Below are 14,351 nucleotides of genomic sequence, written 5' to 3'. Positions count from 1 at the left end.
GCTTACTCGCTGTCGGTGACTTGATGCCAGCGGGCAATATCCGCCGACAGTGAAGCCGCAACCTCGTCCCAGTTGGGTTCCCAGCTTTTCACGCCGTTAAGCGCCGCTTTCGCCGCTTTAAAGTTAGCGTCTTCCGGCGTCACGTCGCTGCGCGCCGGCAGCCCCCAGGAGAGCGCGCTAACGCTGGCCTGAGCGGGCTTATCGAGCAGGAAGTTAATCAGCTTTTTACCGTTTTCACCGTTCGGGCCGTTTTGCACCAGACCGATGGTATAGGGCAGCGCCAGCGCGCTGCGTTCGCCTTTAGCGTCTGCGGGCCAGAAGATTTGCACATGCGGATTACGCGCCATCTGCGACAGGTTCATTTGCAGATCGCCGTTAGCGACGTACAGCTCACCTTTATTGACCAGCGCGGTCAGCTTACCGGTAGAAGCCGATGGTCCGACGTTGTTGGTCTGGAGTTTACCCAGATAATCGAACCCCGCATCTTTGCTGCCCAGGCTGTGGAACGCCTGCAGCATGACCGCCGTACCGTCGCCCGCCTGTCCCGGCGTCGAGTACTGCAGCTTGTTCCTGAAACGGCTATCGAGCAGATCCTGCCAGCTGGCCGGCGCGGTTTTCAGCAGCCTGCTGTTATAGATAAAGGTCAGATAGTTGTTCACCAGCGGCGAGTAGCGGTCGTGTACGCCGGGGATCTGGTCGCTGCCCTGCGGCTTAAATTCGGCCAGTAATTGTTCTTTGGCGGCGCGCTGGATAAACGGCGGCACCGTCACCAGCACGTCCGCCTGCGGATTGGTGCGCTCTTTTGCCAGCCGTTCGACAATCGCTCCGGAACCGCCTTCCACGTACTGCACCTTGATGCCCGTTGCCTTCGTAAAAGCGGCAAACTGGTTCTGATACCAGCTGTTGTCGCCGTCGTGCAGGCCGTCGGCGGAATAAACGGTGACAACGTCAGCGGACCACACCGGGGCGCTGGCGAGTACGGTAACGGTTAACAGAGCAAGTCGGGAGAGTTTCATCGTATCAGCCTCTTCGGATGGTGATCTTTATGGTCTATACCAGATTGATGTTCACGCTACCGGGGCTTTATGACAAAACGATGAATGAAGTGTGGCGAAAGGGTTAAACGGAGGGAGATATACCGCTCCCGGAGGCGGCGCTTGACGCGCCTGTCCGGGCTACCCGTCCGCAGACGGCGGTGAATCCGTAGCCCGGGTAAGGCGCCAGCCGCAACCCGGGGAAAATGCTCGGACAGGACCCATAAAATCAATGGGTATCGACTTCGATGCGCAGGCTGTCGTGACGCCAGTACTCGATATCGTAATCGAGAATTCGCCCGTGTTGATCGTAGTTGAGCCGGCGCAGCAGCAGCGCCGGACGCCCTTCCATCACCCCCAGGGCTTCCGCGGCCTGGGGCGGCATCGAGGTGGGCCAGAACGACAGATGCATACTGGTATATATCAGGTCATAGCGGGTCTGATAAATCTCGGTCAGGCTGCCGTTTAAATCGTGGCGCAGCAGCTCGGGAACCCTGGCGGGCAGACAGTGGTTTTCACAGTAGCAAATCGCCCGCCCGTCGGCATAACGCAGACGGGTGAGCAGGTAAACCTGATCGAATGGCTGCAGCGCCAGCGGCGCCATAACGTCCAGCGGAACGGCGGTTAAACGCCCGTCCAGCAGCACCGTTTTCGGCTCCCGCCCCTGTTCCAGGCACAGCTTATGGAAGTTGGTATTTTGCGTCGGATCCAGCCAAAGCCGCTCCGGCGTGACAAACCAGCCGCGGCGGTCGGCGCGATAAATCACGCCGCTGGCCTCAAGCTGCGCCAGGCTCTCGCGCACCGTAATACGCGTGGTATTGAACAGCGCGCATAGCTCGCGCTCGGAAGGCAGTTTATCGCCGCTCTTCAACGCGCCGTTTTGAATACGCGCCTGTAGCTGCGCCTTGATCAGCAGATACTGTGGCGTCTCGCCAGAGGGTGATTTCATGTTCGCTCGCGGCCAAATTTGATGCGCTCATTATACATAACCAGATGAATTTTTTGTTGCAGCGCCACTTTCCCTTTGACCTTTTCCGCAGACGATCGCCATTATAAAAAGTATCTGGTATAGACCAAATGGTGAAATAGATGACTCCACGCAATTATCTGCTGCTGACCCCCGGCCCACTGACCACTTCCCGTACGGTAAAAGAGGCGATGCTGTTCGACAGCTGTACCTGGGACGATGACTACAATCTCGGCGTGGTTCAGGCCATCCGCCAACGGCTGGTGGAACTGGCGACGCCCGCCGACGGCTACACTTCAGTACTGCTGCAAGGCAGCGGTAGCTACGCGGTTGAGGCAGTGCTCGGCAGCGCGATCGGCGTGCAGGACAAGATTTTGATTATCAGCAATGGCGCCTACGGCGCGCGCATGATCGAGATGGCGAAACTGTTGAACATTGCGCACCACCCTTACGACTGCGGTGAAGTCGCGCGACCGGACGCTGCAGCGATCGAACGGATCCTGCAAACCGACCCGGCGATCACCCATATCGCTATGGTCCATTGCGAAACGACAACCGGTATGCTCAACCCGATCGAAGCGGTGGCGGCGCTGGCAAAACGGTACGACAAACGCTACATCGTCGATGCCATGAGCAGCTTCGGCGGCATTCCCATGGACGTCGCCGCGCTGAACATTGACTATCTGATCAGCTCCGCCAACAAATGCATTCAGGGTGTGCCCGGCTTCGCCTTCGTCATTGCCCGGGAGGCGGAACTGGCAAACTGTCAGGGCCGCTCGCGCTCGCTGTCGCTGGATCTCTACGCCCAGTGGCGCTGCATGGAGGATAACCACGGCAAGTGGCGCTTTACTTCACCGACTCATACCGTGCTGGCCTTTGCCCAGGCGTTAAAAGAACTGGCGGAGGAAGGCGGCGTGAGCGCGCGTCACCAGCGATACTGCGCTAACCAGCAGCGTCTGGTGGCCGGAATGCGCGCATTAGGCTTTCAGCCGCTGCTCAACGATAGCCTGCACTCGCCGATCATCACCGCGTTTTACTCCCCGGATGCGCCGCAGTATCGCTTTAAGGATTTCTATCAGCGGCTTAAAGAGCAGGGTTTCGTGATCTACCCGGGCAAGGTGTCGCAAAGCGACTGCTTCCGTATCGGCAACATTGGCGAAGTGTACGACGCCGACATCACCGCCCTGCTGGCGGCCATTAAAAACGCCATGTACTGGCAACGCTAAGGAACCATCATGAACCGTATTAACGCCGTTATTCTTGATTGGGCAGGCACCACCGTCGACTTTGGCTCCTTCGCGCCGACGCAGATTTTCGTTGAGGCCTTCCGTCAGGCTTTTGCTGTGGAGATTACACTCGAAGAAGCCAGGGTGCCGATGGGTCTCGGCAAATGGCAGCATATTGCAGCGCTGGGGAAACTCCCCTCCGTGGACGCCCGCTGGCAGGCGAAGTTTGGCCGCGCGATGAACGCTGCCGATATCGATGCGATCTATGCCGCGTTTATGCCGCTGCAGATTGCTAAAGTCGTCGATTTTTCTGCGCCAATCGCCGGGGTTGTCGACACCATTGCCGCGCTGCGCGCCGAAGGTATAAAAATTGGCTCCTGTTCCGGCTATCCGCGTCCGGTGATGGAAAAGCTGGCGCCGGCCGCCGCCGCGCAGGGCTATGCGCCTGACCACTGGGTAGCGACGGACGACCTCGCCGTCGGGGGACGGCCGGGACCATGGATGGCTTTGCAGAACGTCATTGTCCTCGGCATCGACTCGGTAGCCCACTGCGTCAAGGTTGATGATTCCGCTCCCGGCATTACCGAAGGATTAACCGCCGGGATGTGGAGCGTGGGTCTGGCGGTTTCCGGTAACGAATTCGGCGCCAGCTGGGAGGAATATCAGCAGATGAGCGCCGAAGAGATCGCCGCCCGCCGCGAGCACGCCGCCGGGAAGCTGTCCGCCGCCGGGGCGCATTACGTCGTGGATACGCTGGCGGATTTACCGGGCGTCATTGCCGACATCAACCGTCGCCTGGCGCAGGGCGAACGCCCGTAGATTTATTGACGGTTCGCCTGACTGCGGCCGATTACACCCGTACTTTCGTCGCCACCAGTACACCGGTGAGCAGCATTAATGTACCGGAGAGGACCAGCGGCGAGAGCAGACCAAGGTGGTCCAGCGCCACGCCGCCCACCGCTGCGCCGCAGGTATTGGCCAGCTGGATCACCGCCACCTGAATCGAACCGGCTTTTTCCGCCTGATCGGACAGGGAGCGGGTGATCCACGTTGACCAGCCAACCGGCACCAGCGCGAAGGCAAAACCCCAGATAACGGCCACCGCCGACGCCACGATTTTACTCTCCCCCCACAGCACCAGCACCGCCGCGCTGATGGCCAGCACCACCGGGGCAACCGCCAGCGCCGCTTTCACCGATCGTTTGAGCAGCATCGAAGAGAGCGAGGTGCCGACGAAGCTGGCGATACCGAAGCTCAACAGCACCAGCGTCAGGCCGTCAACGTCAAAGCCCGCCAGCGTCATATACACCGGGCGAATATAGGTAAAGAAGGCGAACTGGCCGGCGAAGGCCATAAAGATGGCGCACATCCCGGCCATTACGCCGGGGCGCTTTAACAGGCCAAACATATTTTGCTGCGCCGAGGTCGACTCGCCAGGCAAAGAGGGCAGCGCCTTCAACACCCAAATCGTACAGACCACGCCCATCACCGCGGCGGCGTTAAAGACGTTACGCCAGCCGATAATCCCGCCGAGGAAGCTGCCGAGCGGCGCGGCGATCACCAGCGCTATCGATACCGCGCCGAAAATGACCGACAGCGCTTTGGGCACCACGCGCATCGGCACCAGTCGCATGGTGAGCGACGCCGACATCGCCCAAAAACCGCCCAGCGCCAGCCCAAGGCAGGCGCGCCCCACCAGAAGCAAGGAGAAACTGTTGGCAAAGGAGACCAGCAGACAAGAGACGGTCAGCAGGACGGAAAACAGAATCACCACGTAGCGACGATCGGTACTGCGGATGATCGAGGTGATAAACAGGCTGGCAAACATCGCCACAAACGCGGTGGTGGTGACCGACTGCCCGGCAACGCCTTCTGAGATGCCCAAATCCTGCGCCATCGGCGTAAGCAGGCTTACCGGCAGGAACTCAACGGTAATCAGGCAGGCAACGCAGAAGGCCACCGCAAAAACCGCCGACCAGTTGGGTCGCGCCGCCTGATTAGCCTGCGGCGCAGAGGCATTCGAAGGAGTCATAAGTTACCTGCATGGTTGAATACGGAGGAGCCGCGCAGTGTAACATTTAAAATGTGACGAATTTAACGTTTTGACAACTTTTCAGGCTTTGCAAAGTACCTGCGTAGCTGCTCGCATAACCGGAAAATCACGTTTTTAGGTATTCCGTAACAGTAAGAGGAAGAAATAACATAGCACTTGGTGCTATATTTATGGTTACAGGATGTCAGCCAATGCGTATTTTTAAAACAAAATGGTTTACCAGGGAAGCCCGGGCTCATGCGATTGATGACGACGAACTTTGCAAAGCGATTGAAGCCACTCTCCAGGGAAAAGTAGATAACCTTGGTGGCGGCGTTTACAAAAAACGCCTTAATAAAAATCGCGATCGCGCAATCATCCTGGCAAAGGGTGCTGAGCATTGGTTTTACACATTTTTATACGCCAAACAGGATATCGCCAATATCGATAACCGAGAACTCGCGGCGTTCCGTGAGTTAGCCAGGCATTATTCCCTTCTCAGCGAGGAGAAAATGGCGGCATTGGTTAAGAGAAAAGAATTGGTGGAGATTTGTCATGACTGCAAAAACTAAATTCAAAAGCCCCGCCTTTGAAGCTATCCATAGCGCTGCCGCAGGTTTATACAGTGTTGATGCGATCGCGCAGGAGACGATGCGCAGCTTTGATGAAACATGCATCAGCCGCGTAAGCGATTTCCAACCTGGTGAAATTAAGGCTCTACGTGACCAACTCAACGTCAGTCAGCCGGTTTTTGCCCGCTATCTGAACACCAGCGTGTCCACGGTCCAAAAATGGGAAAGCGGGGCAAAACGCCCCGGTGGGCTGGCATTGAAATTACTCAATATCGTGCAAAAACATGGGTTAGAAGTGCTGGCATGATGCCACTTTGAGGTGATGACTTTTGCATAGTTGGTCTCGTCAGGATGAGTTTTAACGAAGCCAACAGTGCACAGGGAAGCGCTATCAGTGTAGCCAGTGGACCCCATCTTCGGGTAAAAACAGCGTGTTATAGCGCTCCTGTAAAGCGTGCAGCTCGCTCACTTCCGGCTCCAGCTCGCGAAGGAAACCTTGTGCGAGGCGAATTTGCGCTTCGGTAATTGGCGCCGCGAGGCGGGCCTTTTTCATCAACCGATACCAGTAATGCAGGTTCTGCTCGCTGCCGTCGACGATAGCAGTCTGCCAAATCAGCAGCACCTGAGCGGCATTTTGCAAATGCGCTTCATTCGGCCGTTCCAGGTAGCGCAGATACTCGTTACCGGCCGTTTTTCCCAGCTGATCGATCATCGATTCCAGCGGTACCGGCGTAATGCCTAACCGTTCGCTCAGACGGCGAATCGCACGGCGTGAATCAGAGGTAAGCACCCGAAATCCCACAACAAATACCACTATCAGCGTGGCCAGTCCTAACCAGATCATGCATCCTCTCATTCAATCGCAGCACCACTATCATAATGGGAAATTGCCCGCTGTCGACTGTCGGTGGTACCAGAATGTGACTTATCGCGACCTCGTCTCGCTATCATCAAACCGCCCGGCAAGAGGTATAAAAAAGCCCGGCGCAAAGGCCGGGCAAAGTGACTCACACCCAATGACTCAGGCAGTCTGCAAAGTTTGTGTCTTTTTCTGACGGCGGATTTTACGTTCTTCAAACACCGCAACGATGGCCATCAGGCAGATGCAGCCAATTGCCGCCGCATCCAGCGCCGCAAAGGTCCCCGCCCAGCCGGTGAGGCCAAAAATCGGCGTTCCGTCGGCGATCATCCCGAGGCCGAGCTTGGCGAAGCTATCGCCGATCAGATAGGCAAAGGTGCCCTTGATCCCGTCGGCTGCGCCAATCGCTTTTTTCGGCACAAAGCCTACTGCGGCAACGCCGATCAGCAGCTGCGGGCCAAAAACCAGGAAACCCAGCGCAAACAGCGATGCGAGATAAACGTACTGGTTACTGGCGTGCTGATAAACCCCAAGGGTGGCGATAATCAGCGCCAGCGCAATGCAGGCTACCAGCGCCCGACGACCGTTTGCCAGATCCGACAGCCAGCCCCATAGCAGCGTGCCGACCAGCGCGCCTACTTCAAAAAGGGTAAAGCCCTGAATCGCCACTTCTTTGGAGAGCTTCAGCTCCTGGAAAGCGTAAACGGTGGACCACTGGTCAATGCCGATGCGCACCACGTACAGAAAGATGTTGGAGAAACACAGCAGCCAGATGACTTTATTCTTCAGCACGTACTCGACAAAGATCTGCCATTTGGTCATGGCGTTCTCTTCCGTCTCTTTATCCTCTTCGCTGATCTCTTCGCCAAACAGCTCTTCGGCGTTACCGAGACCGTAAGATTCCGGGGAGTCGCTGCCGAAGCGCAGGCCGATAAAACCGACGATTAGCGCAATAATCGACGGGAAGATAAACATCCCGATGACGTGGCCGTCGAACAGGTAGTTCGCGCCAAACAGCGCCACGCCCGCCGCGCCGGCGCCGCCGAGGTTGTGAGAGATATTCCAGAAGCCGAGGAAGGTGCCGCGTTTACGGCGGGGCGTCCACTTGGTAATAGTCGAATAGCTGCACGACCCGCCAGTGCTCTGGAAAAAGCCGCTCAGGGCGTAGAAGGCGATCATCAGGAACAGGCTGGTCGACCCCGCGCCCATGCTGGCGCTGAAGCCGAGCATACAAATGGCCGAGAGGATCAGCATAAACGGCAGGAACTGCTTGGTGTTTTTACCGTCTGCGTAGTAAGAAACCAGCGTTTTACCCACGCCATAGGTGATAGAGAACCCGAGGCCGATCATCCCCAGCTGCGTCATGCTCAACCCGTAGGTGGAGATCATGTCGTTCTGCGCGATATTAAAGTTTTTGCGGATCAGGTACATGGTCAGATAGCCGATGAAAACCACCAGATACGACTGCATGAACGGTTTGAACCACATTTTGCGCCGCGCTTCGAGCGGCAGGTCCAGGGTAGGCTTGCGCACCTGGTTTAAGAAGGCCAGCATGATTGAGTGACTCCTGAGCTGATTTACTACCTGCGAATAGCAGGCATTGTAAAAATCAGCCGGAAGACCCGCCTGAGACAGCGTCCAGGCGAAACCGGGAAAATTTCTTAGTTTTACGCCATTCGGCGGAGAAAGGTGAGGCAGATCACGCTTCTCGCGGCGCCTGGGCATTTAGAAACGGCAGCAGCAGCAGAGCGGAGATGCCGGCAGCGATGGCGATGACCACGAAAAAACCGCTCCAGTGCCAGATCTCCATGACCTGCGCCAGCGGCCAGCCGGAGAGAGACGCGCCAAGATAGGCAAACAGCCCGACAAAGCCGGTTGCCGCCCCCGCCGCCTCTTTGTGCGAGCACTCCGCCGCCGCCATGCCAATCAGCATCTGCGGGCCAAAAACGAAAAAGCCGGCGGTAAAGAAACAGGCCGCCTGCATCACGTAGCTGGCGAACGGCATCAGCCACAGGCCGCCGACCGACAGCAAAATCCCGGCGGCGAAAATCAGGTTCATCGGCCCGCGATTGCCGTTAAACAGCTTATCCGAGCCCCAGCCCGCCACCAGCGCGCCGATAAAACCGCCTACCTCGAACATGGTGACCGCAGAATTCGCCGTGACCAGATCGACGCCGAGCGTTTCCGACATATAGAGATTGCCCCAGTCGTTAATCGCTGCGCGCACTACATATACCAGCACGTAGCACAGCGAGAGCAGCCAGATATAGGGATTCAACAGCACGTATTTGGTGAGGATCTCTTTGCGGGTCAGCCCTACCCCTTCCTGCTGCTGGGCAATCTCCAGTTCATCGTGACGCCAGTCGCCTACTGCGGGCAGCCCTACCGCCTGCGGCCGGTCGCGCAGCCGCCAGCAGAGAAACAGCCCGGCGAGGATCGCCAGCATGCCGGCAATCATCATTCCCGTTCGCCAGCCGTAGTGCAGCGCCGCCGCGCCAACCACCATCGGGATCAGCGCCCCGCCGACGTTATGCGCCGTGTTCCACAACGCCCACCAGCCGCCGCGTTCGGTACGCGAATACCAGGCCGTCAGCAGACGCGCGCACACCGGCGACCCCCAGCCCTGGAAGAAGGCGTTCAGGGCCCACAGCAGCGCGAAGGCCCACAGCGAAGTGGAAAAGCCAAACAGGATATTCACTACGCCGGTGGCGACCAGACCAATCCCCATAAAATAGCGAGCATCAGAGCGGTCGCTGACGATACCGGAGAAAAACTTCGATAGCCCGTAGGTGATGTAGAACAGCGTTGCCAGCAGGCCGATATCGCTACGCGTCAGTACGTTGCTGGCGAGGATTTCCGGCACGGCGGCATTAAAGCTTTTACGCGTAAAATAAAACAGCGCATAGCCCAGCCAGATGGTCAGCAGAATATGTCGACGCCAGTAGCGGTAGCGCTCGTCCAGCGCCTGTTTATCGGTAATCGGCGGAGCATCGGGCGGAGATTTCAAAAATGCAAACATCGTCGTTCCTCAGGCGTAGCGCAGCGGCAGGCTGACGCAAACGCGGGTGCCGTGGGTGCAGGAGATGGTTAAGGTGCCGCCCAGCGCGCTGACGCGTTCGCGCATGCCGGTGAGGCCAAAGCCCTGCTGACCGGAGCCCGGCGGCAGGCCGCAGCCGTCGTCCTCCAGCACCAGCATCAGCCGCTGCTCCTGCTGCCAGCCCTGCAGCGTGACGGCGCTGGCGCTGGCGTGTTTGACAATATTATTCAGCCCCTCCTGACAAACGCGGAACAGGGTGACTCGCTGGTTTTCACTCAGCAGCGACTCATCAATACGCCACTCCAGATGGCTGACCATACCGCGATCCTCCAGCTCCATTTCGCGCATCAGCGAGCGAACCGCCTGCTCAAGCGTCAGATCGTCCAGTTGGCGCGGGCGCAGGCGGCCCAGCAGGCGGCGCACCGAATCATAGACGCCGAGCGAAAGCTGTTCAATCAGCTGCCCGCTCTGCCTGACGCTGGCGCTGTTCGGCGCCAGACGCTGGACGATCCCCGCCTGGGTGCGGATGGCGGTAATGGTCTGGCCGATATCATCGTGCAGCTCGCGGGCGACCTCGCGACGTACGCTCTCTTCGGTTTCCAGCAGGCGTTCCGCCAGCCGCTGGTTACGCACCAGCTCGTTTTGCAGCGACTGGTTCAGCTCGCGCAGCCGCTGAATGCCGGCGCCCAGCAACAGGCCCGTCAGGCTTTGCGCCAGCAGCGAAAGCAATAAATCCACCGGGTGTTCGTGCCAGGTCTGGCTGGCGATCAGCGCGATAGCGTTCATCAGGGTCGCGATCAGCGCGCCCTGCCAGCCGTAATGCCAGGCCAGAGCGATAATCGGCAGCGCCAGGCAGAAGGGCGTAAATCGTGAGAGCTCGGCGGGTAGCCCCAGCTGAAGCCAGAGGCTGACGCTGAACAGCAGCAGGTACCAGATAAGATGCCGCCCGCGCCAGTTCACCGGCTGCGAGACCAGCGATGGCCCCAGCGGCCGCCAGACGGTGCTGGTGAGATAGTGCCAAATCACCAGGCAAGTGGGGGCCAGCGTCAGGCCGCCGGTCAGGGTCAGCAGCAGCGCGTTCAGCCCCTCTTTACCCTCCAGCAGCCACGGCAGCGACTGAAGCAGCGCAGCGGCGATCAGCGCGCCCCCCTGGCGCAGCAGGGTGAGCCAGTCGCGCTGCTGACGATAGCGCGAGATCAGCGCCACCGGCAGCAGGGTTAACAGGCTTCCGGTCATCAATATTATCGGGTGCGCCAGCGCAACTTCCTGCGCCAACCAGAGGATCAGCAGCCACTCCGCGCCCAGCAGAACCGGCCAGTAGCCGCGCGGGCACTGCAGCATCAGGCCAAGACGCAGCCCGAAGGGAAACAGCAGCACCGCAAGATCGGCACGCTCTACCAGGTGCAGGCTGATGCTCCACAGGCAAAACCACGCGGCGGAAAAGATAAAGCAACAGCCGATAACCGAGAGCAGCCGGGAGAGAAAGGCGTTCATTGCCAGCTATCGAACATGCGGCGCGCCAGCTCAACGTCGTTGCTGACGCCCAGCTTTTCCAGCAGATTGGCACGATGAACGTGCACGGTTTTTGGCGACAGGCCCAGCTCGGCGGCAATCTCCTTTACCGCCATCCCCTGCGCCAGCTTTTCCGCCACTTCGCGTTCGCGTTTGGTCAGCGGGTCCCGTCGTCCGGCCGCCAGCTTCATGGCGATATCCGGCGTCAGATAGCAGCCGCCGGCCGCCACGGTGCGGACAGCAGCGATCAGCTCATCCGGGCTGCAGCGCTTGGAGAGAAAACCGCGCGCGCCGGCGTTCAGCGCCTGCTCCACCAGCGCCGGACTGTCGTGCACCGACAGCATTACGATCGCCATTCCTTTCGGTAGCTGGCTTAACAGCTCAAGCCCGGAGATATCCGGCATCGAGATATCGCAGATGCAGACCTGCACGCCGCGGCCGGGCAGCCCCGCCAGCGCTTCGCGCCCGGAACCGAATTCTGCGACGACCTGAAAATCGGCTTCCAGACCCAGCAGTTGGGCAAAGCCGGAGCGGACGATAAGATGATCGTCAATAAGGGCGATTGTGGTCATGGCGATTCCTGGGAGGATAAAAAACGCGCTTACCTTAACGGTATAAACGTCATCCTTCAAGCTGCCTCTGTCCCCCAGTCGCTTACCTGAGTAAGCGCCCGGGGATGCTCATACTTGCCGCCCTGATGCGGCTTGAGTGATTTTGTCTATCGCGCGCCGCGGTTCAAGCCGCGAGCGATTATTCGAAGAACACCGCAATTTTGCTGAACATGGAGGGATCGGACTGATTGCGTACCACTTTCTCAACGTCTTCCAGCTTTTCAATCTGACTAATCATCTGCCCGAGGCGCTGATCGTCGTTGACCAGTAACCAGATGCGGCTCTGGTTGCTGTCCTGAATCGGCAGACAAAGAATGCCTTCCACGTTAAATGCGCGGCGGGCAAACAGGCCGCAAACGTGGGTCATCACGCCGGGATGGTTGCGCACGGTGAGCTGTAGAATAACGTTTTCATGAGTCGCTTGTTGCATGGCTTATTCCCCCACCATTTCAGTATTGGCCGCACCCGGCGGTACCATCGGATACACTTTTTCTTCAGCATCGATACGCACGTGGATCAGCGCCGGACCCGGGCGGTCGATAATCGCCTGCAGCGCCGCCTGCGGGTCGGCTTCGTTATTTAAATCACAGGTTTGCAGACCAAAACCGGCGGCAATCTGCATAAAGTTGACCATGCCAGGATAGGTTGCGGCGAATACGCCCTGCTTATAGAACAGGCTCTGCTGCTGATAAACCAGCCCCAGCGCTTCGTTATTCATCAGGATAATTTTCACGTCCAGCTGATTTTCCGCCGCGGTAGCCATTTCCTGAATGTTCATCATCAGGCTGCCGTCTCCGGAGAAGCAGATGACCTTGCGCTGCGGGTTAGCCAGCGCCGCGCCTACCGCGGCAGGCAGACCAAAGCCCATGGTGCCGAGGCCGCCGGAGGTCAGCCACTGGCGCGGACGGTTCAGCGGATACGCCTGCGCGACCCACATCTGGTGCTGGCCGACGTCGGTGGTCACGATTGCCTCATCGTCAACGCAGGCGGCAACGGCGTTAATCAGGCCATAGTGGGTAAGCGGGTCTTGCTCCTGCGGAATGGTGCAGGGGAACTCCCGCTGCAGATCGGCCACCAGCTGCAGCCATTCGCTGCGCGGCTGCGCCTCGACCAGCGGGAGCAGCTGCGCCAGCACTTCGCCAACATCGCCCTGAATCGCCACGTGCGGCTGTTTGATTTTACCCAGCTCAGAGCGGTCGATATCAACGTGAATAATTTTCGCATTCGGGCAGAACTGCTCGGTTTTACCAATCGCCCGGTCATCAAAACGCGCCCCTAAAACAACCAATAAATCAGCCTCTTGCAAAATAAAATTGGTGCTGCGCGCGCCGTGCATCCCCAGCATGCCCAGCGACAGCGGATGCGCTTTCGGGAGCATCCCCAGCGCCATCAGGGTCTGGGTGGTCGGCAGGTTGGCTTTTTCCGCCAGTTGGCGAATGTGCTCAGGCGCGTTGATCACCCCACCGCCCAGATAGAGCACCGGACGCTGCGCGGCGTTAATCATCGCCGCCGCTTCACGCACGCTGGCGCTATCGAACATCGGAGCCGCCGTACGGGCGCCGGGTTCCGGCAGGGCATCGAGCTCAATGGTCGCGGCCTGAACATCCTTAGGAATATCTATCCACACCGGCCCTGGTCGCCCGGACTGCGCGATGCGAAACGCGTCGCTTATCACCTGCGGCAGCTCAGCAATGTTGCGTACCAGATAGTTATGTTTCGTGATGGGGATAGAGATACCGTAGGTGTCAACTTCCTGGAAAGCGTCGGTGCCGATCATTGAGGCCGGAACCTGGCCGGTAATGCACACCAGCGGAATCGAATCCAGACGGGCATCGGCGATAGCGGTGATCAGGTTAGTGGCTCCCGGACCGCTACAGGCCATACACACCGCCGGTTTGCCCTCGGTGCGCGCCATGCCCTGGGCGATAAATCCCGCGCCCTGCTCGTGACGCGCCAGAATATGGCGGATCTGAGTGCTTTGACTTAACGCATCGTAAATCGGAAGGATGGAGCCGCCCGGAATGCCGCTGACCGTAGTGATCCCCTGACGCTCCAGTAAATGAACGACTAACTGTGCGCCAGTGAAGCGCATTTTTTGTGATGTTGTGCCCGAACTTGCCATGCTCCAGTCCTTTTATTCTGGGCCGACTTACCGGGGGGCATGAAACGAAAAACCCCGCTCGGTTTGCGCCGGCGGGGTTTGGAATTCGTGTTGTTCCGGACCCTACGGCGCGTTGCCGACGACGACCACCACAGACACGACGACCACCGCGGCAGGCGCGGTTAGTAGTAGGGTCGAAGTCAGCGTGGTAGCGTTCATTAGGGACCTGTTGTCTCAAAAAAGGGAATGAATTTATACAAACACAGCTTTTGTCATTTCACAATGGATTTATTTTCAACCAGGAAAAACTGCGTGGAAGATCACATTAATTTGCGGCGGGATAAAAGTAAAAGACCACCTTCTGAGAAGGTGGCTTTTGAGAATGCCCCCTGTAAGGGGG

Annotated in this window: 15 protein-coding genes; 4 read left to right on the top strand and 11 right to left on the bottom strand. The window is 58.5% G+C overall.

What is annotated here, in order from left to right:
• Positions 1 to 2: 2 nt before the first annotated feature.
• Together phnS and phnR are read right to left on the bottom strand one after the other, a co-directional pair.
• Entirely contained in the window at positions 3 to 1,016 is a 1,014-nt protein-coding gene (gene phnS, locus ABLV11_RS19965) for a 2-aminoethylphosphonate ABC transporter substrate-binding protein (protein WP_004107080.1), read from the bottom strand.
• A gap of 247 nt (positions 1,017 to 1,263) precedes the next feature.
• On the bottom strand, positions 1,264 to 1,983 hold the full coding sequence (gene phnR / locus ABLV11_RS19960; RefSeq protein ID WP_004107085.1) for a phosphonate utilization transcriptional regulator PhnR: 720 nt from the start codon (positions 1,981 to 1,983) through the stop codon (positions 1,264 to 1,266).
• 140 nt (positions 1,984 to 2,123) lie between these two features.
• Between phnR and phnW the strand changes: the two genes are divergently transcribed.
• A complete protein-coding gene (gene phnW, locus ABLV11_RS19955; protein ID WP_004116584.1) occupies positions 2,124 to 3,227 on the top strand; it encodes a 2-aminoethylphosphonate--pyruvate transaminase in 1,104 nt (367 codons plus the stop codon).
• Between the two features lie 9 nt (positions 3,228 to 3,236).
• Positions 3,237 to 4,046 carry a phosphonoacetaldehyde hydrolase gene (gene phnX, locus ABLV11_RS19950; protein WP_032729158.1) on the top strand — a complete coding sequence of 270 codons (810 nt, stop codon included), beginning with the start codon at positions 3,237 to 3,239 and terminating at the stop codon, positions 4,044 to 4,046.
• A 31-nt stretch (positions 4,047 to 4,077) separates the two neighbouring features.
• On the opposite strand, the gene nepI is transcribed toward phnX, so the two are convergent.
• On the bottom strand, positions 4,078 to 5,259 hold the full coding sequence (gene nepI, locus ABLV11_RS19945) for a purine ribonucleoside efflux pump NepI (protein ID WP_004107090.1): 1,182 nt from the start codon (positions 5,257 to 5,259) through the stop codon (positions 4,078 to 4,080).
• Positions 5,260 to 5,471: 212 nt separating this feature from the next.
• Here nepI and ABLV11_RS19940 point away from each other — a divergent pair, with 212 nt between their 5' ends.
• Together ABLV11_RS19940 and ABLV11_RS19935 are read left to right on the top strand one after the other, a co-directional pair.
• Positions 5,472 to 5,831: a type II toxin-antitoxin system RelE/ParE family toxin gene (locus ABLV11_RS19940; RefSeq protein WP_004107091.1), complete on the top strand. Its 360-nt coding sequence runs from the start codon at positions 5,472 to 5,474 to the stop codon at positions 5,829 to 5,831.
• Positions 5,815 to 6,138: a DNA-binding transcriptional regulator gene (locus ABLV11_RS19935; RefSeq protein WP_004116613.1), complete on the top strand. Its 324-nt coding sequence runs from the start codon at positions 5,815 to 5,817 to the stop codon at positions 6,136 to 6,138. Before ABLV11_RS19940 ends, ABLV11_RS19935 begins: the two co-directional genes overlap by 17 nt.
• A gap of 84 nt (positions 6,139 to 6,222) precedes the next feature.
• Here the strand turns inward: ABLV11_RS19935 and ABLV11_RS19930 are convergent, their stop codons facing one another.
• From ABLV11_RS19930 to ivbL, 8 genes are all read right to left on the bottom strand, one after another.
• Entirely contained in the window at positions 6,223 to 6,675 is a 453-nt protein-coding gene (locus ABLV11_RS19930) for a DUF1198 domain-containing protein (RefSeq protein ID WP_004116616.1), read from the bottom strand.
• Between the two features lie 177 nt (positions 6,676 to 6,852).
• Complete coding sequence (uhpT, locus tag ABLV11_RS19925; RefSeq protein ID WP_004107098.1) at positions 6,853 to 8,244, bottom strand: hexose-6-phosphate:phosphate antiporter; 1,392 nt, start codon at positions 8,242 to 8,244, stop codon at positions 6,853 to 6,855.
• Between the two features lie 145 nt (positions 8,245 to 8,389).
• Positions 8,390 to 9,709 carry an MFS transporter gene (locus tag ABLV11_RS19920; protein WP_004107101.1) on the bottom strand — a complete coding sequence of 440 codons (1,320 nt, stop codon included), beginning with the start codon at positions 9,707 to 9,709 and terminating at the stop codon, positions 8,390 to 8,392.
• 9 nt (positions 9,710 to 9,718) lie between these two features.
• Complete coding sequence (uhpB, locus tag ABLV11_RS19915) at positions 9,719 to 11,200, bottom strand: signal transduction histidine-protein kinase/phosphatase UhpB (RefSeq protein WP_162556709.1); 1,482 nt, start codon at positions 11,198 to 11,200, stop codon at positions 9,719 to 9,721.
• A 17-nt stretch (positions 11,201 to 11,217) separates the two neighbouring features.
• Positions 11,218 to 11,811, bottom strand: a complete 594-nt coding sequence (gene uhpA, locus ABLV11_RS19910) for a transcriptional regulator UhpA (protein WP_004107112.1) — start codon at positions 11,809 to 11,811, stop codon at positions 11,218 to 11,220.
• 178 nt (positions 11,812 to 11,989) lie between these two features.
• Complete coding sequence (ilvN, locus tag ABLV11_RS19905) at positions 11,990 to 12,280, bottom strand: acetolactate synthase small subunit (protein ID WP_004107116.1); 291 nt, start codon at positions 12,278 to 12,280, stop codon at positions 11,990 to 11,992.
• A 3-nt stretch (positions 12,281 to 12,283) separates the two neighbouring features.
• Positions 12,284 to 13,972, bottom strand: coding sequence for an acetolactate synthase large subunit (gene ilvB / locus ABLV11_RS19900; protein WP_126487949.1), 1,689 nt, complete (start codon positions 13,970 to 13,972; stop codon positions 12,284 to 12,286).
• A 102-nt stretch (positions 13,973 to 14,074) separates the two neighbouring features.
• Positions 14,075 to 14,170 carry an ilvB operon leader peptide IvbL gene (gene ivbL, locus ABLV11_RS19895; protein ID WP_004107123.1) on the bottom strand — a complete coding sequence of 32 codons (96 nt, stop codon included), beginning with the start codon at positions 14,168 to 14,170 and terminating at the stop codon, positions 14,075 to 14,077.
• Positions 14,171 to 14,351 lie beyond the last annotated feature (181 nt).

The sequence above is a fragment of the Klebsiella sp. GW_Kp181 genome (assembly GCF_040062315.1).
Lineage (GTDB): Bacteria > Pseudomonadota > Gammaproteobacteria > Enterobacterales > Enterobacteriaceae > Klebsiella > Klebsiella oxytoca.
The sequence above is the reverse complement of the archived record's forward strand: the minus strand, read 5'-3'. Positions and strand labels throughout refer to the sequence as shown.